22 protein-coding genes are annotated in these 24,704 nt (G+C 55.1%); 17 read left to right on the top strand and 5 right to left on the bottom strand.

Features of this window, described 5'->3' with window-relative positions; translation table 11 throughout:
- Positions 1-202 precede the first annotated feature (202 nt).
- From EDM57_RS06210 to EDM57_RS06200, 3 genes are all read right to left on the bottom strand, one after another.
- Positions 203-3,067 carry a DEAD/DEAH box helicase gene (locus EDM57_RS06210; protein ID WP_122903902.1) on the bottom strand — a complete coding sequence of 955 codons (2,865 nt, stop codon included), beginning with the start codon at positions 3,065-3,067 and terminating at the stop codon, positions 203-205.
- Positions 3,064-4,668, bottom strand: a complete 1,605-nt coding sequence (locus EDM57_RS06205) for an SWIM zinc finger family protein (RefSeq protein ID WP_122903901.1) — start codon at positions 4,666-4,668, stop codon at positions 3,064-3,066. Before EDM57_RS06205 ends, EDM57_RS06210 begins: the two co-directional genes overlap by 4 nt.
- Positions 4,669-4,745: 77 nt before the next feature.
- Positions 4,746-5,789 carry a DUF4855 domain-containing protein gene (locus EDM57_RS06200; protein WP_122903900.1) on the bottom strand — a complete coding sequence of 348 codons (1,044 nt, stop codon included), beginning with the start codon at positions 5,787-5,789 and terminating at the stop codon, positions 4,746-4,748.
- Positions 5,790-6,080: 291 nt separating this feature from the next.
- Here EDM57_RS06200 and EDM57_RS06195 point away from each other — a divergent pair, with 291 nt between their 5' ends.
- The 9 genes from EDM57_RS06195 (at position 6,081) to EDM57_RS06155 (ending at position 13,605) form a co-directional block, all read left to right on the top strand.
- The gene (locus EDM57_RS06195; protein ID WP_122903932.1) at positions 6,081-6,965 is read left to right on the top strand and encodes a YitT family protein; all 885 of its coding nucleotides are present in this window, start codon (positions 6,081-6,083) and stop codon (positions 6,963-6,965) included.
- A 273-nt stretch (positions 6,966-7,238) separates the two neighbouring features.
- A complete protein-coding gene (locus EDM57_RS06190; protein WP_122903899.1) occupies positions 7,239-7,943 on the top strand; it encodes a DUF969 domain-containing protein in 705 nt (234 codons plus the stop codon).
- 3 nt (positions 7,944-7,946) lie between these two features.
- The gene (locus EDM57_RS06185; RefSeq protein WP_122903898.1) at positions 7,947-8,900 is read left to right on the top strand and encodes a DUF979 domain-containing protein; all 954 of its coding nucleotides are present in this window, start codon (positions 7,947-7,949) and stop codon (positions 8,898-8,900) included.
- 81 nt (positions 8,901-8,981) lie between these two features.
- Positions 8,982-9,752, top strand: coding sequence for an IclR family transcriptional regulator (locus EDM57_RS06180; protein ID WP_122903897.1), 771 nt, complete (start codon positions 8,982-8,984; stop codon positions 9,750-9,752).
- A 37-nt stretch (positions 9,753-9,789) separates the two neighbouring features.
- Positions 9,790-10,437 carry a pyroglutamyl-peptidase I gene (gene pcp / locus EDM57_RS06175; protein ID WP_122903896.1) on the top strand — a complete coding sequence of 216 codons (648 nt, stop codon included), beginning with the start codon at positions 9,790-9,792 and terminating at the stop codon, positions 10,435-10,437.
- An 85-nt stretch (positions 10,438-10,522) separates the two neighbouring features.
- A complete protein-coding gene (gene pxpB / locus EDM57_RS06170) occupies positions 10,523-11,236 on the top strand; it encodes a 5-oxoprolinase subunit PxpB (RefSeq protein WP_122903895.1) in 714 nt (237 codons plus the stop codon).
- Complete coding sequence (locus EDM57_RS06165; RefSeq protein ID WP_122903894.1) at positions 11,233-12,255, top strand: 5-oxoprolinase subunit C family protein; 1,023 nt, start codon at positions 11,233-11,235, stop codon at positions 12,253-12,255. Before pxpB ends, EDM57_RS06165 begins: the two co-directional genes overlap by 4 nt.
- The gene (locus tag EDM57_RS06160; protein WP_122903893.1) at positions 12,252-13,013 is read left to right on the top strand and encodes a LamB/YcsF family protein; all 762 of its coding nucleotides are present in this window, start codon (positions 12,252-12,254) and stop codon (positions 13,011-13,013) included. Before EDM57_RS06165 ends, EDM57_RS06160 begins: the two co-directional genes overlap by 4 nt.
- A 277-nt stretch (positions 13,014-13,290) precedes the next feature.
- On the top strand, positions 13,291-13,605 hold the full coding sequence (locus tag EDM57_RS06155) for an MGMT family protein (RefSeq protein ID WP_122903892.1): 315 nt from the start codon (positions 13,291-13,293) through the stop codon (positions 13,603-13,605).
- 51 nt (positions 13,606-13,656) lie between these two features.
- Here EDM57_RS06155 and EDM57_RS06150 read toward each other — a convergent pair whose 3' ends face one another.
- Positions 13,657-14,016: a Lin0512 family protein gene (locus EDM57_RS06150; RefSeq protein WP_122903891.1), complete on the bottom strand. Its 360-nt coding sequence runs from the start codon at positions 14,014-14,016 to the stop codon at positions 13,657-13,659.
- Between the two features lie 164 nt (positions 14,017-14,180).
- On the opposite strand from EDM57_RS06150, the gene EDM57_RS06145 reads away from it, so the two are divergent.
- Positions 14,181-16,145 carry an ATP-dependent DNA helicase gene (locus tag EDM57_RS06145; protein WP_122903890.1) on the top strand — a complete coding sequence of 655 codons (1,965 nt, stop codon included), beginning with the start codon at positions 14,181-14,183 and terminating at the stop codon, positions 16,143-16,145.
- Between the two features lie 218 nt (positions 16,146-16,363).
- Entirely contained in the window at positions 16,364-16,555 is a 192-nt protein-coding gene (locus EDM57_RS06140) for a hypothetical protein (RefSeq protein WP_246005757.1), read from the top strand.
- 336 nt (positions 16,556-16,891) lie between these two features.
- Here the strand turns inward: EDM57_RS06140 and EDM57_RS22965 are convergent, their stop codons facing one another.
- Positions 16,892-17,164: a hypothetical protein gene (locus EDM57_RS22965; protein ID WP_148039097.1), complete on the bottom strand. Its 273-nt coding sequence runs from the start codon at positions 17,162-17,164 to the stop codon at positions 16,892-16,894.
- Positions 17,165-17,375: 211 nt separating this feature from the next.
- Here EDM57_RS22965 and EDM57_RS06130 point away from each other — a divergent pair, with 211 nt between their 5' ends.
- The 6 genes from EDM57_RS06130 (at position 17,376) to accB (ending at position 24,680) form a co-directional block, all read left to right on the top strand.
- Entirely contained in the window at positions 17,376-19,511 is a 2,136-nt protein-coding gene (locus tag EDM57_RS06130; RefSeq protein WP_122903887.1) for an acyltransferase family protein, read from the top strand.
- 311 nt (positions 19,512-19,822) lie between these two features.
- On the top strand, positions 19,823-20,728 hold the full coding sequence (locus tag EDM57_RS06125; protein WP_122903886.1) for a DMT family transporter: 906 nt from the start codon (positions 19,823-19,825) through the stop codon (positions 20,726-20,728).
- A gap of 196 nt (positions 20,729-20,924) precedes the next feature.
- Positions 20,925-21,896, top strand: a complete 972-nt coding sequence (gene msrA, locus EDM57_RS06120; protein ID WP_122903885.1) for a peptide-methionine (S)-S-oxide reductase MsrA — start codon at positions 20,925-20,927, stop codon at positions 21,894-21,896.
- Positions 21,897-22,216: 320 nt separating this feature from the next.
- Positions 22,217-23,137, top strand: coding sequence for a M15 family metallopeptidase (locus EDM57_RS06115; protein ID WP_122903884.1), 921 nt, complete (start codon positions 22,217-22,219; stop codon positions 23,135-23,137).
- 128 nt (positions 23,138-23,265) lie between these two features.
- Positions 23,266-23,913: a TetR/AcrR family transcriptional regulator gene (locus tag EDM57_RS06110; RefSeq protein ID WP_170163403.1), complete on the top strand. Its 648-nt coding sequence runs from the start codon at positions 23,266-23,268 to the stop codon at positions 23,911-23,913.
- Positions 23,914-24,149: 236 nt separating this feature from the next.
- The gene (accB, locus tag EDM57_RS06105; protein WP_122903882.1) at positions 24,150-24,680 is read left to right on the top strand and encodes an acetyl-CoA carboxylase biotin carboxyl carrier protein; all 531 of its coding nucleotides are present in this window, start codon (positions 24,150-24,152) and stop codon (positions 24,678-24,680) included.
- Positions 24,681-24,704: the final 24 nt, after the last annotated feature.

Raw genomic sequence — 24,704 nt, 5'->3', positions numbered from 1 at the left:
ACCACGCCAAAAAGTCCGATCGGCTGGCGAGGCGGATCGGACTTTTTGGCGTGGTTTATTTGGCAGATGGCGGCTTTTGCCCGGAGAACTGGCTTTGGACTGCCTGTAAAAAGCGTTTCCACGCTTCGGGCAGGTCTTTTCTCTCGTGTTCTCTGGCTTGGGGAGAAGAGGGGGTAGTTTCTTTTACAGACTCCATCTGACACTATCCTTTCGTATGGTTCCAGTCATGGCGCAGGGCGAACAGCTCGCGAAGTTCAGCCGTCGACAACTCGGTGATCCAGCTTTCCCCGCTGCCGACAATCTGCTGGCTGAGCGAGAGTTTGCGCTCCATCATTTCGTCAATCCGTTCCTCGATGGTCCCGAGCGAAATGAATTTGTACACCTGGACATTCCGCCGCTGGCCGATGCGGTACGCCCGGTCGGTTGCCTGGTTTTCCACGGCGGGGTTCCACCAGCGGTCGACGTGAATGACGTGGTTCGCTTCCGTCAGGTTCAAGCCTGTGCCGCCTGCGCGCAGGGACAGAATGAAAATAGCGCCGCGTTCCTCATCCGGGAGGGAGGCATCCTGAAAACGGGCGATCATCTCGTCCCGTTTTTCTTTTTTGGTGGCGCCGTTCAAAAAGTAAACAGGGCCGTAGCCTTCACGCGTCAACACGCGCTGGAGCAGGTTGCCCATTTCAATGTATTGCGTAAAGATCAGGCAGCGTTCCTTTTTGTGCCGAATTTCCTCGACCAGCTCCAGCAATCGCTCCAGCTTGTGGGAGCGGCTTGCTTCATCCGCCGTCGTGATCTCGTTCAGGATCAGCGCCGGATGGTCGCAAAGCTGCTTGAGCCGCGTCAATGTCGTCAGAATGAGGCCGCGCCGTTCCATGGCGGAGACGTTTTCCATCCGGGCAAACATGTCCTGGATCGCGGTTTCATAGAGAGCGCTTTGCTCCGGGGTCAACGGCACGTACACCTTGCTTTCGTTTTTCTCCGGCAAGTCCAGTTGAATCGCCGGGTCTGTCTTGGTGCGGCGCAGCAGGAACGGCTGGATGAGCCGCTGCACCGTCTGGATCAGTGTCTGGTCGCGGTCGCGCTCAATCGGCTGGACAAAGCGCTGGGTAAATTCACCGAGACTGCCCAAATAGCCGGGGTTGAGGAAATCAAAGATCGACCAAAGCTCGCTCAGACGGTTTTCAATCGGTGTTCCGGTGAGCGCGATCCGGTGCCATGCCTTCAAGTCCCGGACGGCAGACGCCTGCTTTGTATAGGCGTTTTTAATGTTTTGTGCCTCGTCCAGACAAACCGTATTCCAGGTGATGGAGGACAGCTCCTGAACATCGAGGTGGGAGAGTGCATAGGACGTAATGACCAGATCCACGCCCGCGATGGCAGCGGCAAAGTCTGCTTTTTTTGGCCGCGCGTTTCCGTAGTGGATGAACACCTTCAAGGAAGGCGCGAACCGTTGCAGCTCCTTTTGCCAGTTGCCGATGACTGAGGTCGGACAGATGAGCAGCGAAGGCGGCTGAGCGGTTTCCGCTGCTTTGACATGCAGCAAATAGGTGATAAACTGCACGGTTTTCCCAAGGCCCATGTCATCGGCGAGACACGCTCCCAGACCGAACTGGCGCAAAAACAGCAGCCACGAGCTTCCTTCGAGCTGGTATTTGCGCAGCGTGCCGCAAAAACTGTCCGGCTGCGGCAAAATCGGGATTTTTCTGGTTTCCTGCAGGCGGTGCATCAACTCCTGCAAATGCGCGTTGAGCTGGACTTCCACGGTCAGCGGGTAAGGCTCATCGGGATCGTCGACGCCATCCTGCTCTTCGCCCTCGACATTTGCGATCAAGTGCATGGTCATGACGTCGCGCAAGGTCAAGCCATTTTTTGCGTTTGTCTTTTTCAACGCTTCCTGCAGTTCAGCGAACAGGGCAGGAGTGAGCTGTACCCAATGCCCCCTGATTTTTAGCAGCCGCTGCTTTTGCCGAACCAGCTCCGCAAACTCTTTCTCGTCGAGCTCGACAGGGCCGAGCGCGAGCTTCCATTCAAAGTCCATGACCTGCGAGATGCCCAAAAAAGACTGTCTGCTCGCACCGGCGTTAGGGGAGAGCTTCGCCTTGAGCTTTGGTCTGACTTTGCGAACTTGCTCCCACCACGCCGGCAAAAAGACGTGAATGCCCGACTGAACGAGCTGCAAGCTGCAGGACGCAAGAAAAATCCAGGCTTCCTCGTTGGTCAGCCGGGTGCGCAGCGCGCCAGGTGCATCAGCGCCGGATGCTTGTTGCCTGGGAAAAATGCTGCGGCATTTGGCCAGGTCGCTTTGAAAACGTCGCCAGTGCTCCTTCCATGCCACCGGGATTCGCGCGGTGTGCCCGTCTTGTGCGCCGAGCTGATGCGGCTCGATTACAAACAGCCGATCCGGTTCTTCCCGATCCTGCAAATAAACCTGGAGCTGCCATTCGCCAGCATCGTGCACGGGCTCGACAATTTGCAAGCAAGTGCGAAACGGCGTCACATCCGGAAGCCAGCCAATCGATTGCAGCCATTCTGTCTCCTGCAAATGGACAGACAGCTCGTCACCCATGACGTGCAGCGCCGGAAACTGTGCGGTGAGCTGATCCCAGGCGCGGCCGATCTCACCGGGAGCGTGGACGGCTTCCTCCAGCACGTGCGACAGCCACTTGTTGCCGCAGGGGGAAAACCAGGCGGGCGCATGCTCCGCCCTCCAGCCAAACCGCCCTTGCTTCCACTCGGCAAAGTCCGGGATGATCGCACCTGCGGCCAGCGTGTTTTGCAGGAAAACGGCGGTGTCCCGGTATTCGGAAAAACGTCTGTCAACCGAGTAATTCCGGTGCAACAGCCATGGCGGCGCGGTGAAAAACGACAGCGCCTCTGTCGGGCCGAGCAGCAATCCTTGCTCGTTTTTTTCCACGAACGTGCCGTAGCTGGAGGCTTCATCCCAGGCAAAAAGCACGGCGGCAAGCTCTTCCGGATCGATTGCATGTCCGCTCGGGTTCGTTCCCGCAATGAGGAATCGACCGTCTGAGCGAAGCTCTGCTGATAGCACCATGGTTGTAACAGTGTTCATAGGTACAGATTTCCTCTCCTTAGCTCCTCCTGAAAAGCCCGCAGGCGGTTGTGCTTGGCGGACAGTTTGTCCACGAAGCGCTCCCAGTCGGACTCCTGCTTCGCTTTGGCGAAAATTGCGCGCACTTTTTTCAACAGCTTGATCGCCTCTTTATAGGCGGTGCGGTTGCGCTCGCGGATCAGGCGGTTGATTTCGCGGATATAGTACGGATACAACAGGGACGGCGCGGCTTCCTCGATTTCTTTCAGGTGCACGGAGGAAACATCGGCAAGCGGCACCTGATAGGACATGTGCAAATCGATCCATGGTTTGAACTGCTTTGCCTCGTACAAATGCAGCGCATACTCGGAAAAGCTGCCCGGCAGGAAGTTTTTTAACATGTGTCCACACTCGTCGGAGCGGCCGACCTGTTTCATCGCTTCTTGCCAGATGGCAATTATCAGGCGATATTGCTGGTCTTCCGCCGATCCGATCAAATCGGTCAGGGCCTCCGTCCAGTTGAGAAAGCGCTGCCATTCCTGGTTGCGGGCGAAAGCTTTTAGGTACGGCAAGTAAAAAGCCAATGGCAGGCAGCCAATCTGCTTCCACACTTGCAGGGCGAGCGCGTCCTCGTTTTCCATGACAGAAAAGTGGGCGCGCAGCAGCCGATATTTTTCAATCTCGGCAGCAGGAGCATTCGGTGTTTGCATTGCCTGCTCCAGTGTCTCCACCTCTTGCTTGACCCAATCCGGATCGGTGAGCAGCGACCACCACAACATGCGGTAGGCGTACACCCAGTAGAGGGAGGAAGTGTCGTTTTCCTTCCATTTCTGCATGATCGTCACCGTCTCGGCCAGCGCCGGACGATGATCGGCCCGCAATGCCTGGCGATCAGCAAAGTAGATCGCTCCCTCCAGTTGCTCCAGCAGTTGTTCCGCCGTTTTCGCCAAATCGGGATACCAGCAGGACTGGCGGTAGCTTTTGACGTATTGCTGCAATTTTTGCAGATGAAACAGATTGGCGTGGATGTGGAACAACTGGGCCCGTTCCCGCGGCCAGCCCCAGGCGACGGACAGGACGTTTTGATAGCTGGAAAATATCTCGGAGGAAGCGCGGTACGATTCCATCGCGGATAGCAAATTGCGCGTCCAGCTTTCGAAAAATGTCCACCAGTCGTGGACGGAGCTGGTTGCCGTCAACGGGGAGGAAACAGGGGCCGTCTCGTTCCCGTGCCCTTCGCTTGCTACCGGACGATAGCGCGGCATGAGCATGGCAGAAGAGAAGTTCACCCGGCGCGGCTTTTGCGCTCGGGCTAAAAAGTGGCGCGGGTTTTCAAAGACGCTGTACATCTGAAAAAAAGTGGCGGCGATATGCTTGCAAAGACGGGTATACGGACAGGTACAGGTGCTGTTTTGCACATTCTCCAGATCGAGGCGGACGTGGTACACCTGGGTCCCTTGCACATCACTGTACAGGAAGCGGTTGTTTTCGACGCGCGTATTGAAAACAACTCCACTCGAAAAGTACGAATAGCCGCGTTCGATGATCGTACTCTCCATCCCTTGCAGGACTTGCTCTCCAGCCGCTATCGCCTGTTCCCGTGTCAACTCTCTCTGCAACATGTGCTCTGGTCCTCCGAACGAAGTATCATCCCTCCATTATAACGCAAAAAATCGGCGAATGGAAAAAGCAAGCACGGTTACGGCGGCGTGATTCCGTTTATAAAGCAGAAAAGCTCGTGATAAAGCGGGTCCCCGGACTGGTACAAGCTGACGAGCGCCTGTTTGCGTCCGTTTTTCCCGAAAAACCAGCCACCCGTGTACCAGGCGAGCGGTGCATCGTACTGAAAAGGTCCGAAGGTGTTTCCTTGCCCGTCTGTCCCGCCGGAAGCTCCGGCCCGCAAGTACGAAAGCAGCCGCTCGCGCTTTTCCTGATCGTAGGTGACGCCAAGGTCAAACTCGATCTCAACGCCCATTCCGGCTGCTTCGCTTGCGGCAGCGGAAGCTTCCACGCTTTTTTTCGGGTTGAAGTAGTAGTTTGGCTGCAAAAAAGCGAGGTCGAAGCCAAGCTGTGCCCACTCGTTCCAGCCAACTGCCTGCTGATACGGAATCCAGATGCTTTGAAGCGTCTGTCCCGCGTGTCTGCAGGCGTGAATCGCATCGTTGACCGCCCGGATGACTTGGCGGTCGTCGTGCGCAGGCCCTTGAAAGTACAGACTTTCCTGCAGCCAGTAAAAGCCTTTCAGGCAAAGGCAATCGCCCCACGGCTTTTTCGCCCATCTGTCCAAAAACAGGCACATCCAGTCGACGACAGCCTGGATACGGCAAGCATCGTCGCCAAACGGTTGCGGATTCGGATATGGCAAGGCCACCCAGACGTTCGTGCGCGACAACGGCGAGCAACGAACGGCCTGACAGAGCGCGTCGAGATTCCGGTCGCCGAGGAAAAGCTCATCCATGTACCGCAGCCATTCGTTCCAGCCAGCCGGAGCCTTGTCGCTGCGGGCCAGAAAGCGCCCTTCCCCCGACTGATTCAAAATCCCGAGAGCCAAAAACAGAAAATCGGTGAACATGCCGCCGTCTGCCAACCCGGTAGCAGGGTCGATATGGACGAGCAAGGGCAAAAAGTCCGTACATTCCCAAAACTGATAATGCGGAGTGCCGTCCGTGCCGATGCTGTAGCCTGTGTACGCGAGAAACAGCTGGTCAATCGGGCTTTTTCCGAGCGAAGGGTAGGGAGCCATGCCAACTCACCTCTTCTCCAACAGATTGATCGCGAAAAGATTCCTTCGCTAACACGTATGTCAGAAAGCGGGCGTATATACAGCCAGCAAAAAAATCGCGGAACAGCTGGAAGATGACCGCGGGGGCAGGGCAGAGGATGCTCTCGCTACAGCGGTTTTGGCGCGGGGCTTCACCGACACAACCAGTAGTCGGCGCAGGACTGGCTTAAAGCTGAAATCAGGCTGGCTATTTTGCGAGCAAGAGGGGAAAGCTGAATGCAGGAAAGAAAAAAATGGGCAAGGATGATTTTCATGGATGTCGAAAAAACAGCTCCGATTATCCACAAGCGGGCCAAAAAGCGCAGAATCATCACAAGGGCGCTTGCGATTATCATCGGAGCGTTTATGGTGGCCGTCGGTCTGGAAATTTTTCTCGTGCCAAACAATATTATCGACGGCGGGGTTACAGGTCTGTCGATCATGATGTCCCACCTGACCGGAATCAAGCTGGGGATTTTCCTCTTCCTGTTCAACCTGCCGTTTCTGTTGATCGGCTACAAGCAGATCGGGAAAACATTCGCGATCTCCACGCTGTTTGGAGTAGCGGTCATGTCGCTCGGGACGAATTATTTGCACCACGTGCCCAGCCTGACCGACGATTTGCTGCTGTCTGCCGTCTTTGGCGGTATCATTATCGGGATTGGCGTCGGGCTGGTCATTCGCGCTGGCGGATCGTTGGACGGAACCGAGATCGTGGCGATTTTGCTGACGCGCAAAAGTCCGTTTTCCGTCGGGGAAGTCGTCATGTTTTTCAATATTTTCATCCTGGGCAGCGCAGGCTTCATCTTTGGCTGGGATCGGGCGATGTACTCTTTGATTGCCTACTATATCGCGTACAAAATGATTGATTTGACCATGGTCGGTCTCGATCAATCGCGCTCGGTCTGGATAATAAGCGACGCTCCGGACGAAATCGGGGACGCCCTGGCCGCCAGACTGGGGCGGGGTATCACGTACTTGAGCGGAGAGGGCGGCTACACCGGGGATGATAAAAAAGTCATTTTCTGTGTCATCACCCGGCTGGAAGAAGCCAAGCTCAAATCCATCGTGGAAGAGATTGACCCAAACGCTTTTCTCGCCATCGGCCATATTCACGATGTATCAGGAGGGCGGTTCAAGAAAAAGAATATTCACTAGCGGCGAGCGAGGCCGGATCGGCCCGTCTGGCGCAAACAGGACAGGCAAGCAGCAGTTGCTTGCTTTTTTTTGCGTGCCTGTCATACGCAACTGATTATGTTTTCAGAAATTTCCTTGCTTTTTTGACATTGTGAATTTATGATTTGATTAATCCGAATATGAAACGATTGTTCCGAAATTCGGAACAGAAAGGAAAACGAGTGAGGTTGGACAAGCTGTGGAACCCAAACGCTTCGCTTTCCATTCGCACTTATTTGAAAGGAGACTGCAAACATGGTATTAATCGGTGTTGTCATTGTCATTATCGGTTTCATCGTGCGGCTCAATCCGCTTCTGGTGGTGACGGTCGCAGGGCTTGCCACGGGACTGCTCGCCAAGCAGCCGCTTTATGAAATCATCGAACAATTCGGCAGTGCGTTTACGACGAACCGCTATATGGCAATTTTTATCGCCACCTTGCCCGTCATCGGTCTATTGGAGCGCTACGGGCTGCGTGAACAGGCAGAAGCGCTTGTTTCCAAAATCAAGGCCGCCACGGCAGGCCGCATCATTAACGTCTACTTGTTTATCCGCGAGATCGCTGCCGTGTGTGGCATGACCTCGCTTGGCGGCCATGCGCAAATGGTGCGGCCGCTCGTCGCACCGATGGCAGAAGGAGCGGCGGAGGCGAAGTACGGCAAAGACCTCCCTGCCGACTTGCGGCAAAATATACGTGCGCACTCTGCGGCAGCCGACAACATCGGCCTGTTTTTCGGCGAGGACGTCTTTATCGCGATTGGCGCGATTTTATTGATGAAAGGCTTTTTCGACCAGAACAACATTCCGGCCGATCCGCTGCAAATGGCGATGTGGGCCATTCCGACCGCGATTGCCGCGTTCGTCGTGCAAAGCATCCGCCTGATTTTGCTCGACCGCAAGCTGGACAGACGGCTGGGACAGAGCAACAGCAAGCACACAGCGACAGGCAAGGAGGAATAACCGATGTGGATTTCGATGGAATGGATCTATGTATTTCTCGGTTTGATTGCGCTTGGCGGCAGCTTGTACACCTTTGTGGACAGGAAAAATCCGCGCCGCTTCACCTCTGGCCTGTTTTTTGCGCTCTATGGGATTTCCTTGCTGTTCGGCAGTATCATCCCGCCTTTTGCGATGGGACTTATCGTAATTGTGATGGTGCTGATCGCAGGGATGGGCGGTTTGAAGCTGGGAAGCTACGGCGAAGCCACCGCCGAGGAACGCCAGCAGAATCGCCAGCGGCTGGGCAACTGGCTGTTCGTGCCAGCGCTGCTGATTCCGCTGTTGACGATTGTCGGCAGTCTCGGTTTCAAGGAAGTGAAAATCGGTGAGCTGTTCGTGCTCGACCAGAAAAACATTACGCTCGTCTCTTTGGGCCTTGCGACATTGATCGCGCTGCTCATCGGGATGGCGCTCACCAAAAGCAGCCCGTTGACACCTGTCAAAGAATCGCGGCGCTTGCTGGAGGCGATCAGCTGGGCGGCTGTACTGCCGCAGATGCTGGCTACGCTCGGAACGATCTTCACCAGTGCAGGTGTTGGAACGGTCGTCTCTGATCTGGTTGCGCAAATTATCCCGACGCATTCCTTGTTCTGGGTCGTCTTCGCTTACTGCATAGGCATGGCGTTGTTCACGATGATTATGGGCAATGCGTTCGCGGCCTTCCCGGTCATGACAGCCGGAATCGCCATTCCACTGCTGATCGGCCAGTTCGGTGTCGATGCGAACCACCTGGCGGCAATCGGGATGTTTGCAGGCTACTGTGGCACGCTGATGACGCCGATGGCGGCGAATTTCAACATCGTGCCCGCCGCATTGCTTGACTTGAAGGACAAAAACCACGTCATCCGTGTGCAGTTCCCGACAGCCCTGATTTTGCTTGCGTTCAACATTCTCCTTCTATACTTCATCTCGCTGTAGGCAAGCCATCGGCTGTTTTTTCTTCCAGGCATCAATGATAAAATGGACAAAAACAATGAGATCGCGGGGATAGAGAAGTCCATGATACAAAACCAGAACAAAACAGTCGTGAAGTCGATGGAGCTGCTCAATCTGTTCATCGATCACGAAAGACTGAGTTTGAACGAGATGGTCGAACTGACCAAAATGCCGAAAACGTCGATCCATCGCATGCTCGGCTCGCTCGAAGGAATGGGCTTTTTGCAGAGGGGCGAGGACGGCAAATTTTCACTCGGACTGTTGTTTTTGCAGTTCGGCCAGTTGGTATCCGAGCGACTGGATATTCGCCAGATCGCTTTGCCTGAGATGAGCGCCTTGCGGGACAAAGTGGAAGAGGCGGTCAATCTCATCGTCCGGGACGGAAAAGAAGCGATCTATATCGAAAAGCTCGATACGCCGCACCCGGTACGGCTCTATACGAAGATCGGGCGCAGATCGCCGCTGTATGCGGGGGCCTGTTCGCGAATTATTTTGTCTTTTCTGGAAGAAAAGGAAAGAGAGCAGTATTTGCGCGAGGTGGAGCTTGTGCCGATTGGCCGCGGAACGATCACGGACAGGAACGAGCTGCGAAAAACAGTGGCAGATGCGCGGGAAAAAGGGTACACGATCAGCTATTCGGAGCTGGAAAACGATACGGTCGCGGTTGCGGCCCCCATTTTCGATCACATGGGCCGTTTGCATGCGGGCATCAGCATTGCCGGACCGCAGGAACGGTTTACCGAAGAGCGACTGCCAGCGCTGATCGCTCAACTGACGGCCGCTGCTGAGCGCATTTCCAGGGCGCTCGGCTGGAGACGGGCGAAGCGTAGCTGATGCAAAAAAGAAATAGTAGAAACAGGGGAGAGCGACATTGAAAACCATTTTGGTAACAGGCTTTGACCCATTTGGCGGTGAGCCGGTCAACCCGGCGTGGGAATCGGTCAAGCGACTGGCGGAGGTCCGGTCGGAACAGTATCGCATCGAGACAAGACAAGTGCCAACCGTGTTTGGCAAGTCCATCGCGCTTTTGCAGCAAGCGATTCGCGAGACGGACCCTGATCTCGTGTTCTGCATTGGACAGGCAGGCGGCCGACCGGACATCACTGTCGAGCGTGTGGCGATCAATGTTGACGATGCGCGGATTCCGGACAATGCAGGAAACCAGCCTATTGACACTCCGATTGTGGAAGGCGGACCAGCCGCATACTGGTCCACGCTGCCGATCAAAGCCATAGTCAAGGAACTGAGGGCGAACGGCATTCCTGCTTCTGTTTCGCAAACAGCAGGAACGTTTGTGTGCAACCACCTTTTTTACGGATTGATGCATACGCTCGCACAGCAGAAGGCAACGATCCGCGGCGGTTTCATCCACATTCCATACTTGCCCGAGCAGGCGGCGATGCATCCTGGCCAGCCGAGCATGTCGGTAGAGACAATCGTCAAAGCACTGCAAGTCGCCATCGAAACAGCGCTGCACCAGGAGCAAGACATCGTCGAAGGCGGCGGACAAATCAGCTAATACGAAGAGGAGGGCGACTCCTCTTTTCCTTTACTCCAAAATACGGAATGATTGTACCGATTATCGGAATATGAGGGGGAGCAAATTGGAGCACGTTGACTTTTCTCCACTTGGTGACTCGGGGATTGTCATCAAGCTCGGAGACGCCATTGACCAGGCGACACAGCAAAAAGTAATGGCGATCGCCGACTATTTGGAGGAGCATCCGCTGCCGGGAATGGTCGAATACGTACCGGGCTACACAACTGTCACGGTCTATTACGATCCAGTGGCGTGGTACGATCCGCGCGCAGCGGACAAGCCGTACGAACGGTTCAAGGCACTGCTTGCAGGAAAGCTTCTGCACATTCGCCCGGATGAACAGACGCCGCCGCGGCTGGTGGAGATTCCCGTCTGCTACGGTGGCGATTTCGGCCCTGACCTGCCGGATGTGGCTGCTTATCACGGCATCACCCCGGAAGAAGTAATCCGCATTCACTCCGAACAGGAATATCTCGTGCACATGATCGGCTTTGCTCCGGGCTTTCCTTATCTGGGTGGACTGGACAAAAGAATTGCCACTCCGCGCAGGCAGTCGCCGCGCACCGCGATTGCGCCGGGAAGCGTCGGCATCGGGGGAGAGCAGACAGGCGTGTACCCGATTGAGAGTCCGGGTGGCTGGCACATTATCGGCCGGACACCGGAGCGTTTGTTTCGCCCGGAAGAACAGCCGCCGAGCCTGCTTCGCGCAGGTGATCGCGTCCGCTTTTGCCCGATTTCGCAGGAAGAATTTGAAAAAAGGGGGCGAACGGCTCGATGAGTATGGAAGTCATCTCGCCAGGCTTGTACACGACGGTCCAGGATTTGGGGCGATACGGCTACCAGCGGCACGGCATCATCGTCGGCGGGGCCATGGATACGCTGGCGATGCGCATGGCAAATCTGCTCGTCGGCAACGATCCGAACGCCGCCGTATTGGAGCTGACGCTAAAAGGGCCTGTGCTGCTGTTGCATGAGGATATGCTGCTCGCCGTGTGCGGGGCGGACATGCAGCCTGCCGTAGACGGCAAGCGCATCCGCAGCAACCGTCCTGTCTGGGTGAAAAAGGGCAGCACGCTGAAATTTGCCCATGCGAAAAAAGGCTGCCGCGCTTACCTCGCTGTCGCAGGCGGCTGGGACGTTCCACCCGTCATGGGAAGTCGAAGCACGAATGTCCGGGCAGGCTTCGGCGGTGCCTGGGGCAGGACGCTGCGGGAAAAAGATCGGCTGCAGCCGGGCAAGCCGAGCGAATTGGGGAGGCTTTTCGCTGAGCAGTTGAGAGCGAGAAGCATGACACAACATGCCGGATGCTCCGAGATGGGCTGGTTTGTCCCGCCACATGTTTTTCCGTACCAAAAGGAAGCCGTTATCCGGGTCATGCGGGGAGCGGAGTTCGATCACTTTACGAAGGAGAGCCGCCAGCATTTTTTCGCGCAGTCTTATCAGCTCGCCACGCAGTCCGACAGAATGGGCTATCGCCTGGAAGGACCGGAGCTTGCGCTGGAGTCGCCGCTGGAGCTGATTTCCGCTGCCGTCTCTACGGGTACCATCCAGGTGCCGCCCAACGGTCAGCCGATCATTTTGCTCGCGGACAGGCAAACGGTCGGCGGCTATCCGAAAATCGGCCACGTAGCAACGGTCGATTTGCCGATTTTGGCGCAGCTGCGGCCGGGTGATCGCGTGCAGTTTCAGGAGGTGTCCTTGCGCGAAGCCCAGCAGGCGCTGTACGAGCAAGAAACCGCGCTGCAACAAATCAGGCTGGGAATCGAAATCAATGCGGGATGGAGGCAGAGCAAATGAAAGTAGTCGATTTGAACTGTGACATGGGGGAGAGCTTTGGCGCGTATAAGCTGGGCAACGATCAGGAGATCCTGCAGTATATAAGCTCCGCGAACATTGCCTGCGGCTTTCATGCGGGCGATCCTTCCACGATGCGCAAAACGGTGAAACTGGCCCTGGAAAGTCGAGTGGCAATCGGGGCGCATCCCGGCCTGCCCGATCTGGTCGGGTTCGGCCGTCGCAACATGGACATTTCCGCCCAGGACACCTACGACCTGGTCGTCTACCAGATTGGCGCTCTGCAAGCGTTCGTCCAGGCGGAAGGAGGCGTCATGCAGCACGTCAAACCGCACGGCGCCTTGTACAACATGGCTGCTGTGCGCCCTGCACTGGCGGAGGCGATTGCCGAGGCGGTCTACCGGGTCAACCCGGAGCTTGTTTTGTTCGGATTGGCTGGCAGCGAATTGACGCGGGCCGGGGAAAAAATCGGGCTGCGCACCGCACACGAAGTATTCGCGGACCGGACGTATCAGGCGGATGGGACGCTGACGCCACGGACGCAGCCAGACGCGCTGATCGCGGAGGAAGCAAAATCTCTTGCGCAGGTTGTACGCATGGTAACGGAAGGCAAGGTGCAGTCGCTGCAAGGTGTGGACGTGCCGATTCGCGCAGATACGATCTGCATTCACGGGGACGGCGCCCACGCGCTCGCATTTGCGCAAAGCATTCGTCAGGCGCTTAATGCGGCAGGAGTGTCCATTCGCAGCGTACGTTCGTGACACGGCACTGCGCGGCTCTGAGACTTGGCAAACAACGCGACACATTGGTGCTGTCGTCCTTTGCCATGCAAGACATGCTGTATCGTGGCTCTGCTGTACAGGTTATTTTTCCAAAGAATTTCCTTGGAAAGCGCAGAAACAGACAGATTGCGGCATCTTACGCGCTTTGAAGTGCAGAAGCAACACACGGCAGACAGGAAAAAAGGCTTGTGCTGGCGAAACTGTCACAAGCCTTTTTCATCGTCATCTTTTTTCGAAAAGAGATAGGAGCGAAGACATGACCGAATTTACCGAGCGAGCCGTAAAAATCATCGCCAGCATCCCAGAGGGCAGCGTCATGACGTACGGACAGATCGCCGCCTTGGCGGGAAGTCCGCGCGGAGCCAGACAAATTGTGCGGATTCTCCGCTCCCTATCGCAAAAATACAAGCTTCCGTGGCACAGGGTCATCAATGCCAAAGGCAAAATCGGATTTCGCGACCGCGATTCCATCCTGTTGCAAAAAATGCTGCTGGAAGGCGAAGGTGTAGCCGTCTCCGAAGCAGGGGAGATCGACCTTGAACGCTACCAGCACCACCCGGATTTGCTGTAAGAAGCCTAGCTTGACTGCCTTTTCGGTCGCTGCAACCCAACCCGACTCGGCCTAGTAGCCGACTTCCACAGAAGCAATGACGACGTAAGCCAGATCGTTTTTGTCCTCCTTTTCCGCGATCACGACGCCGCTTGACGTCAGCATGCCGCCGTCTACGACTTCAAACGACACTTCTCCGTACGGCAGCTCGGCGCGAACGGTGTCCAGATCGAGCTTGTCGCGGTCGGCTGGCACTGCCAGGCGGACGTTGACTTTCATATTGTGAATATCGTTGCCGGGCAGCACGGAGCGCAGTCCTGGCATCGAATTGTGATGGATGGCGTTTTGCACAGCGCGAACGGCTGCCTTCGTGACGTTTTGTCCGTGGAGATCAACTCCCATGCCGATTTCAATAAACATAACCTTGTCCATTGTTGCATTCCCTCCTATATTTTCCTTCGTTGCTCCTTTCTCATCTTACCACGAATGATGATGTTTTCCCTCCTGACGTCTTGTGTTTCACGGCAAGTCATGTCATCATTACACTTTGGCATCATTGCACGATCATTTTTTCCCATATTGGAGGCAGGTTTGAAGTGGAACGGTATCCTTTTGCCTACGATCCGGCCCAGCCGTTCATCCCGCAGGTGAGCGACTGGGTAGCGGACGTTTTTTACGATATTTTGCCAGAGGCGGGCTTCGAGGTGCGCGATGAGCAAATTTACATGGCGTTTCAGCTCGAACGGGCTTTTCAGGAAAGGCGAACCATTTTTGCCGAGGCAGGCGTCGGGACGGGCAAAACGCTCGCCTACCTGCTGTACGCGATCTGCTATGCCCGCTATACGGGAAAGCCGGCGATTATCGCCTGTGCCAACGAATCGCTGATCGAGCAGCTGGTGAAGCCGGAAGGGGACATTGCCAAGCTGGCCAAGCATCTCAACCTGACGATTGACGCCAGGCTGGGAAAATCGCCGGACCAGTACATTTGCTTGCGAAAGCTTGACGAGGCCCGGCACCAACTGGATGGCCATGACGTTTTCCAGCAAATCTACGAGGAGCTTCCGTCCTTTGTCCACACGCATGAAGCGCTCCAGTCGTTTTATCCGTACGGGGATCGCAGCGCTTATTCGGCACTGAACGACCAGCAGTGGGCCCAGATAAACTGGGATGCGTTCCAGGACTGTTTCGTCTGCGACAGGCAGCATCGGTGCGGACAGACGCTGTCGCGTGACCACTACCGCAAGTCTGCCGATCTCATCATCTGTTCGCACGATTTTTACATGGAGCACGTCTGGACGTACGAGGCGAGAAAGCGGGGAGGACAACTGCCGCTTTTGCCGAGCCACAGCTCGGTCATTTTTGACGAAGGACATTTGCTGGAGCCTGCCGCGCAAAAGGCGTTGACCTACAAGCTGAACCACGCTGTCTTTGAAGAAATCATCACGCGGCTTTTGCAGGGAGAAATCCGGGAGTCGCTGGCTGTCGCCATCGAAGAAGCGATCACGCAGAGCGAGGAGCTGTTTTCGCGCTTGAATGCCGAGAGCAAGCCAGTCGCAGGCTCCACGCGCAAGGAAATCGCGTTTCACCCCGAGCTGATTGCGGCGATTCACCGCTTTACGAGCCTGATCGGCTCGATTGAAGAAGAGCTGGCGCTGGAGAGCGGTCTGTACACGCTGGACGACTTTCAACTGCGGATTGTCGAGGAACATCTGGAAATGATGCAGCTCGCTCTTGGCCTGTTCCAGCAGCCCGAGCACGTCATTTCCTGGATGAGCGAAGAATGGACAGGCCCGACCTTGGTCGTCATGCCCAAGATGGTGCAGGAAGTTCTTCGGGAGCGCGTTTTCTCGCAAAACATGCCGATTGTCTTCTCGTCGGCTACCTTGTCGGTGGAAAATTCGTTTGCCTACATGGCGGACAGCCTGGGCATTGCCGACTACTTGTCGTTTTCCGTTGCCTCCCCGTACGACTATGCGAAGCAGATGGAAGTTTTTGCACCGCCGCTGTCCAGTACGCAGCCGTTTGCGGAAAAAATGAAGCTGGCTGTCGCGCTGCTGCAAAAAACCGGGGGACGTGCGCTGCTGCTGTTTTCTTCGATGGAAGAAATGCGGGCGTTCAAAAATGCCGTGGGAACGTATCCTGAATGTGCCTCCATGCGCTTCTGGTACGAGGGCGATGCGGAAATCAGCCACCTGATCTCCCGTTTTCAAAACGACGAGGAAAGCATTCTGTGTGCCGTATCGCTGTGGGAAGGGCTGGATGTGCCGGGGCCGTCTCTATCGAACGTCATCATTTGGTCGCTGCCGTTTCCGCCAAACGATCCGGTGTTTGCCGCCAAGCGAAAAAGCGCAGCGTCGCCATTCGCAGAGGTCGATTTGCCGTACATGCTGCTGCGGCTGCGGCAAGGGATCGGCCGCCTGATTCGCACCCGCGAGGACAGGGGCATCGTCTCGATCCTGAGCCCGGAGCTGTCGAGCGACGAGCAACTGCGAAAACACGTGCAGAGCGTCCTTCCAGAAGGCGTACAGTGGTGTGATGCGCTTGCGGGCGAGCTTGTGTAGCAGGCTCGTCTGACAAGCATCGACGCGGCTGTTTTCGGTTGCGCGCAAAAAGCCAATGTTGCTCCGAAAAGCGACGGTTGTTTTTGCATATGTATGACACTTCTGTTACGATCAGGATGAAACGGACGAAGCGCACCGAGACACATGTTATAATGGAGTATCCTCCATGCAAAAAGGAAAGTAGATTGGGACAGGGATGGTGTTCACTTTTGGGTAACGTGGATTTTGCAAGCTTGCCTTGGAATTTGTTCTGGGTTGGAGTCGCCTATTTTTTGATAACGGGTGCTTTCTTCTGTATTGGCTTCATGCGTCTTGTTTCCCAGCGGGTGAAAAGCGGTATCGTCTGCATGGTCATCGCGGTCATTAGCGGGGGATTTTTCCTCCATTATTTGTTTACGCATCACATTTAACTAGGAAAACGCGGATGCGCCAAATTGCAAGTCTTCCCATGCGGACCTGATGTATAGCGGACATCCTTTTTCAATAGCAGTACATAGTGGAGCTGACGGCAGAAATTCGCCGTCAGCTTTTTTGGCATGCACGCAGCTTTGCCTTTCAGCTCATGCGGCTCGCCTGTTTTTTGCCACAGCAATTTGCCCCGGAAATTGCCCGGAAAAAATCGGCAGAGAATGTAAACAATTTGTAACGCGTTTTTCCCCTGATGCGTCTTATAATCAGGTTACAAAAGGTTGCCGGGCACAAAGGAGACAGGTGAATAATGTGACCGGGCAATTGTATGGGGGCGATCAGCATTTCTTGAAAAGTCCGGTTGAGACCGATGCAGCGAAAGCTTCGGCATCGCGACGGGAAAAGACTGATTTGCCCACGAAAATATGGAAGGGAAGGAGGGAAGCAGCCATACATAAGAAAAAGGCGCACACATTTACAGACAGAACGTAGGGCACCACATCCTGAATACGGGCAATGATGATGGGAGGATTCATTTTCCACTGCTGATAATGAACGAAACCAACCCCGTTTTCTTCTGCAAATACGACGGAAACCTGGGGTTTTTGCATTCATATAGCACGCAATTCCCGATGTGTAATGACTGCCCCCGTCGACAAACGAACGAAACAGAACGGAATCAAAAGGGGAGAGTGCCGATGAACTGCATGGCGAGCACGGCAAGAAAGAACATAGCATTGATTTTTTCGAATGGCAAGGATCTGACGCACAAGCAAGTGGAAGTACGGACTCGCCAAACAAACAGCAGAGGAGGCCGCCAGCATGCCTGAACCGATCAAGGGTTCCAACAGCCGTTACATGCCCGGAATCGACGGGCTGAGGGCACTGGCGGTACTCGCAGTCATCATTTATCACGTCAATTACAATTGGGCACCGGGAGGACTGCTCGGAGTCGGTATTTTTTTCGTCCTCTCCGGCTACCTGATTACCGATTTGCTGATCGCCCAGTGGAGCAGACACGGGCGCTTGGATATGAAAGACTTCTGGCTGCGCAGGGCCAGACGGCTTTTGCCAGCGCTGTTGCTGCTGCTGGCTGTCGTCTCGGTCAGCGTTGCGCTGTTTGTCCCGGAGCAGATGGGACGCTTGCGCGGGGATGTGTGGGCCGCCATTTTCTATGTCAGCAACTGGTGGCTGGTCTTTTCCGAAGTGTCGTATTTTGAAAAGTTTGGCCCGCCTTCGCCGCTCGGCCATCTCTGGTCGCTTGCGGTCGAGGAGCAGTTTTACCTGATCTGGCCGCTGTTGGTCGCGTTCGGGCTGTCCATGCTCAGACGCCGCGGTCCGCTCGTGATGCTGACGCTTGCTCTTGCGGCAGGCTCGGCAATCCTGATGGCTGTGCTTTACGTGCCGGGAGAAGACCCGAGCCGGATTTACTACGGAACCGATACACGGGTGTTCGCCCTGTTGATCGGAGCGGCGCTGGCGATGGTCTGGCCGAGTCGCAAGCTGACCGCGAACCTCTCCGGCAAGGCGCGTCTTGTGCTGGACTCGGTCGGTGGCGCGAGTCTTGCGATTTTGCTTTTGTCGATCTGGAAGACGAACCAGTACGATGACTTTTTGTATCAGGGCGGCCTGGTGCTGCTGTCGGTAGCAAGTGCGGTTTTGGTAGCCGTCCTCGCCCATCCGGCAAGCGTCCTGGCGAGATGGATGGGCTGCAAGCCGCTCAGATGGCTTGGTGTGCGCTCATACGGGATTTATTTGTGGCACTATCCCGTGATTGTGCTCACAAGCCCGACGGTTGTGGAGGACGGAGGATGGTCCGCTGTCCTGCGCGCGCTCTTGCAGCTAACCGTTTGCATTGTGCTGGCCGCTCTTTCCTGGAAATATGTGGAGGAACCGATTCGCCATGGTGCGCTGGGCAGACTGTGGACGAAGCTTGGTTCAGCGAAAAAGCAGGGGGCTTCCAGGCGCTCCACTCGCATATTGGCCACAGGATGCGCCTTTGGGCTGTGCGTCATTTACTTTGGCGTCGCGACCTTGACGTCCGGCGCTTCCGCAGGCGACAGCTTCCCGCAGCCAAAGCCGGTGGAGTCGTCCTCTGCCGCAGAAGACGCAGGGAAAAAGCAGCAAGCTGCCGAAAGTGCCGGAAAGCTGCACGGCCCACAAGTGCCAGTCGCTGTGAAAAAGCCGGACCCGACAGCGAAGCCAGACAACCAGACGGCGGCAAAGCCAAAAAACGAAACAAAGCCAAACCCAACCAAACCTGCTGCAGGCAGTACAAAGCCCATGCAAAATCAGGACAATTCCGCCGATTCCAAACAGCCGAAAGCTTCGGATGCCCCAGTCGTTGCCATCCATTCCGGCAAAGGAATTACCGCCATTGGCGACTCGGTGATGCTCGATGTGCAGCCGTACCTGGAAAAGCTTTTGCCCGGAATCGTGATCGACGGCAAAGTCGGTCGGCAAATGTCGCAAGCGCCTGAGGCGATTGCAGCACTGAAAGCGCAAGGGCGGCTGGGCAATCGGGTCATCATCGAGCTGGGAACGAATGGCTCCTTTAGCAAAGGCCAGCTCGACAAGCTGTTACAGGCATTGGATGGCGTTGAGCAGATCATCGTCATCAACACGCGGGTTCCGAAGCCGTGGGAGAGTGTTGTCAACCAGACGTTGGCAGAGGTAGCCGCTGCCCATCCGAACATCAAGCTGATCGACTGGCACGCGGCAAGCGCCGGGAAAAATTCGTACTTTTACAAAGACGGCGTGCATCTCAACTCCGAGGGCGCACGGGCGTACGCGTTGCTCGTAGCCAGTGCGCTTGCTCCGGCGAAAGCCGAGATGGAAAACGAGGCGGAAGCGCCGCAGCCGAATGAGCAAAAACCGCAACAGCCAGCGACGCAGGAGGACAGTACGCAGGAGCATGCGCAAAAAGAACCGCAGGAAGCGGAAGAAGCGCAATCCTGAAGCAAAAAATGGCAAGACCCGGATACACAGCAAAACCTCGATTTCCTTGGCGAACAGGAAATCGAGGTTTTTTGTTGGCGGCTACCAACAAGACTTCTACGGGTTGAGCCTTCTGGAAATGGCCAGGATGTCAAAAAGGGTGAGAATGATGAAGAACACGATTCCTCCCAGTAAAGTTTCTCTGCTCTCCAGCGATCCGCATGATACAATCTCATGCCAGCCATTGCGCATCCGCACATGGACTTTTTTGGCCTTCTCATGTACGATTGCATACGGGATTGTATCATGTACGGTGAAAGAAGGAAAAAACGATGATTCGCTCATACTTGCTGCTGCTTTTTTGTGTGACGCTGTGGGGAAGCAACTTTGTGTTCGGGAGCATGCTGGTCAAAGAGTTTCCGCCGCTGTTTCTCGCCGATGTCCGGCTGATTTTCACGTCGCTGTTCTTGATTTTGTACGCCTGGCTGACGAAAAAATTTGTAAAAATTACGCTGCGCGAGCTGGGGCTGCTCGTCTTGCTCGGACTCGTCGGCACACTGGCCAACCAGACGGCGTATTTCAACGGACTGCTGACGACAGATGCCACGACGGCCTCGCTGATCCTGTCGCTCGCGCCGATTGTGACAGCCGTTTTGGCTTCGCTGTTTTTGAAGGAGCAATTTACGCTGCGCATGAAAATCGGTTCGGGCATCGCCTTGCTCGGCACGTTTTTCGTCGTCGGGATTGGAGCAGGTCTCTCCATCTCCAAAGGCGTGCTATTGATCGTGATTGCGATGGTGACGTTCTCGGCGTCGATGATTATCATCCGCAAGCTGACGCAGACGATGCAGCCGTTCATTACGACCGTGTACTCGACGACGGTCGGCACGCTGTTTTTGACACCTGCGGCGATGCTGACGCTTGATTCCTCAGCGCATATCAGTCATGAAGCGTGGGCCTGGGGGATGCTGATCGTTACAGCGATCCTTATGCAGGGAGTTTGCGGGATCGTCTGGAACTCGCAACTGAAAATTGTCGGCACAGGAAAAGCGGCGATTTTTCTCAACCTGCAGCCGTTTGTCGCGATGCTCGTCGGCTTTTTGCTGCTCGGCTCGCAGGTGACGGCGATTCAGGTCGGCGGCTCGCTGCTGATCGTCGCAGGCGTGATCGTCGCCAGCGTACAAAGGAAGCAGACTGCACACCAGCTTGCCGATCGTCCGAATCGATGCAACGTTTAGAACAATGGACGCAAACGGGAAAAAATGACCCGGCACAGCTCGCCTATGATCGTATTTGCGGTATTTGCGATTTTCGAGCATCCTGGTCGTCTTTTCCCGTTGCTTTTTGGCGACAGTTGCAGAGTGGACTTTCATTTTGCAAACCATGTACAATCGGTGGTAGCGAAGCTGCTGTAAATTTCAGGAGGCGAAAGGCATGAACAGCGAACATTCCCGGTTTGAAACGGCGACCTTTGCGGGTGGCTGCTTCTGGTGCATGGTCAGCCCGTTTGACAAGCTGCCAGGTATTCAAAAGGTTGTATCCGGCTATACAGGCGGACATGTGGAAAACCCGACCTATGAACAGGTATGCTCCGGCACGACTGGACACTATGAAGCGGTACAGATCACGTATGATCCTGCGCTCATCTCCTACGAGGAGCTGCTGCAAATGTTCTGGAGACAGATCGACCCGACAGATGCGGGCGGCCAGTTCGGAGATCGCGGACAATCGTACGCCCCGGCCATTTTCTATCACACCCCCGAACAGGAACGGCTGGCGATCCAGTCGCGCGAGGAGCTTGCGCAAAGCGGCCGTTTTCAAAAGCCGATTGCGACCTTGATTTTGCCTGCCAAGCCGTTTTACCCGGCAGAAGAGTATCACCAGGATTACTACAAGAAAAATCCGCTGCGCTATCAATATTACAAGGTAGCGTCCGGCAGGGCGAAGTTCATCAAGGAAGCGTGGCGCGACAAACAGAAGCAGGAAGAATTGAAAAAGAAACTGACGCCGCTTCAGTATGAAGTGACGCAAAACAACGGCACTGAGCCCCCGTTTGCCAACGAGTTCTGGAACCACAAGGAAGAGGGGATCTACGTCGACATCGTCTCCAACGAGCCGCTGTTTTCTTCGTTGGACAAATTCGATTCGGGCTGCGGCTGGCCGTCCTTTACCAAACCGCTGGAAAATGACAACGTAACCGAGCACCTCGACTTGAGTCACAACATGATTCGCACAGAGGTGCGCAGCAAGCACGCGGATTCCCATCTCGGACACGTGTTCGAGGACGGTCCGGGGGAAAACGGCTTGCGCTACTGCATCAACTCTGCGGCGCTGCGCTTCATTCCAAAAGACAGGCTGGAAGAAGAAGGCTTCGGCGAGTACAAAAAGCTGTTCGAAAACAAATAACGCGAGTTGCAGTTCATATCGCAACGTGAGGTCTGGCCGCCATTCTCTATGGATATGGGGGAATGGCGGTCTTTTTGTTGTGGAACGGCGTCCAACGACATGACCTATTTGTCAAAAAGCGACGTGGCGCTTGGCGTTGCGCTGAACTAAGGCAAAATCGTCGAAACGGGCAGAATGATTTTTTGCCGATCCAGCCAACGTTCCTGTAACGAAACGGGTCCGAATTATGTCATAATGGGTATGTACTTCCACTTTGCAGGACGTACCTACCACCTTCAGGGCAGGAATTGCAGCCGGGCCCGATTCGAAAGGACGCCAAGATGAAACGTTTTGCCAATTGTACAAACCATCCGATCATACTGGTAACGGCAGCGCTGCTCGCGCTGTCGGGGTGCAGCGGATTGGCCATGCCTGCCGAGCAGGAAAATGCGGCTCCGACCGTGACAGCGCCGGAACAGACGAAGCAGGAGAGCGCAGAGCCAAAGGAAAGCATACCTGCGGATACGCAGCAGGCACCTCCTGCGGAAGCCGCGTCGCCTGCAGAGGCCAAGCCGGATGAGACGCAGCAAGCCGAAGCCCAACCGCCGAAAAAACAGCCTGCCAAAGCAGCCGCCGATACGGAGGCGATGCTTGCCGACATCGAGGTAGTCGCCGAGCCAGCGAGCATGGCCGTTCTCGTCAACAAGCAGCGCAAGCTCCCGGAAAACTACTCGCCAACGGATCTTGTTTTCCCGAATGTGCCTTATTTGCTCCCGGAAAAGAGCGAAAAGCGCAAGCTGCGCAAAGAGGCAGCAACGGCACTGGAAGCGCTGTTTGCAGCGGCGAAAGCAGACGGCATCTCGCTTGCGGGCGTATCCGCCTACCGTTCCCACGCGTATCAAAAAGCGCTGTTCAACCGCTACGTGCAACAAGACGGTCTGGAAAAAGCGCGCACGTACAGCGCCGTGCCCGGCACGAGCGAGCATGAGACAGGACTTGCGATTGACGTCTCCGGCATTGACGGGAAGTGTGCGGCAACGAGCTGCTTTGCCGGGACAAAAGAAGCGAAGTGGCTTGCCGAGCACGCCCAGGAATACGGCTTTATCATCCGCTATCCGGAAGGCAAAGAGGCGATTACCGGCTACATGTACGAACCGTGGCATTTGCGCTACGTCGGAACAGAAATCGCCAAGGAAATCAAAGCGCAGGGCATTACCCTGGAAGAGTATTTGGGCGCAGTTCCAGCTTCCACAAGCGAATAGCCATCCTCTAAAAGGGACGCCGATTTTTCGCCCGATGAAAAATCGGCGTTTTCCCTGCCTGGCTGCGGCTCGTGCAATCAGCCATTGAGAAATGAATTTCTATGCTATAATGAACTCGGGTGAAGATCATGAGCGAAAAATCAATCAGAGAACGAATCATCGAAACATCCATGCGCCTGTTCGAAGCACATGGCTACCACCGGGTGACCGTCGACCAAATCGTCAAGGAAAGCGGAACCTCGAAGGGAGGATTTTATCACAACTTCAAATCCAAGGATGAACTCCTCTACATCATTCACGATCAATTCATTACGTACGTTCTGGAAAAAGCAGAGGAAGCTTACGAGAAATGGGATACGCCGACGGAACGCCTGCAGGCTATCGTAAAATCGTTTGTCATGATGATTGATCTGTACCGCTCACAGGTAACGATTTTTTATCAGGAAAGCCTCTTTTTGACCCCAGAATATTTTTCGGATATTGAAAAAAAGCGGGATCGCTACAAAGAGATCATGTTTACCGTCATCTCGGACGGGATCAAGTCAGGCGAATTTCGGCCGGAGTTGCCAGTGCCAATCGTCTCCATGGCGATTTTCGGCATGGTCAACTGGATTTACAAATGGTATCAAAAAACCGGGACGTATTCGATCGAGCAGATCGCGGACATTTACGCCGACATGGTGCTGCATTCCGTTTTGAAGCCCGAGGCGATGGAAAATCCGGCGTTCAACCGTTTTTTCCTGACGTCTGGCGAAACGTCGTTCAAGCTGTTTTAAATAAAGGGAAAACAGAAGGATCAGGCGGCTAGTTGCTGTTTGCTGACTGGAGAGCAGGGGCATAGTCGCTTCACGGTCCGTTAAAAATTGTATCGTGCAGACTGACTGGTTGGTCTGTACTATTATTCAGATATTTGTTATAATCAACAAAAGACCAACTGGTCGGTCTAGCAGACACTTTACAGACCAACCAGTCGGTTCGTGACATACAGACTCGGAACTCGGGAGGAATAGTTGTGCTGACGATCTATGAACTGAGAGAACTTGTTAAACTGTTGGAACAGACCGACATAGAATCACTCGAAGTAACTGACGAGGAATCCCGCCTGCTCATCAAACGACGCGCAAACGAAATGGCGACAGCCGACAAAACCGCTTACGTGCAAAAGAAAGAGCCAGTCAAAAAAGCGGCTACGGTCGTTGCCTTGCCCCAACCTGAAAAAGCACCCGTCCAGCAACCGAAGCCTCAGCCTGCAGCTGTAGCAGAAAAACCAGCTCCTGCCCCAGGCGCTGAACAGACAGAAAGTTTGCACAAAATTACCTCCCCGATGGTCGGGACCTTTTATGCCGCTCCGGCCGAGGATGCTCCGCCGTACGTTTCGGTGGGCGACCGCGTCGAGCCGTCGAGCATCGTTTGTATTGTCGAAGCGATGAAGCTGTTTAACGAGATTGAAGCAGAGGTAAAAGGAGAAATCGTTCAAGTATTGGTGGAAAACGGTCAGCTGGTTGAGCATGGTCAGCCGCTGTTTCTGGTAAAACTCACCTAGAAGGAAAATGCTATGGAAGGGAGG

Source organism: Brevibacillus gelatini (assembly GCF_003710935.1).
GTDB lineage: Bacteria > Bacillota > Bacilli > Brevibacillales > Brevibacillaceae > Brevibacillus > Brevibacillus gelatini.
This window is presented reverse-complemented; position numbering and strand designations above follow the sequence as displayed.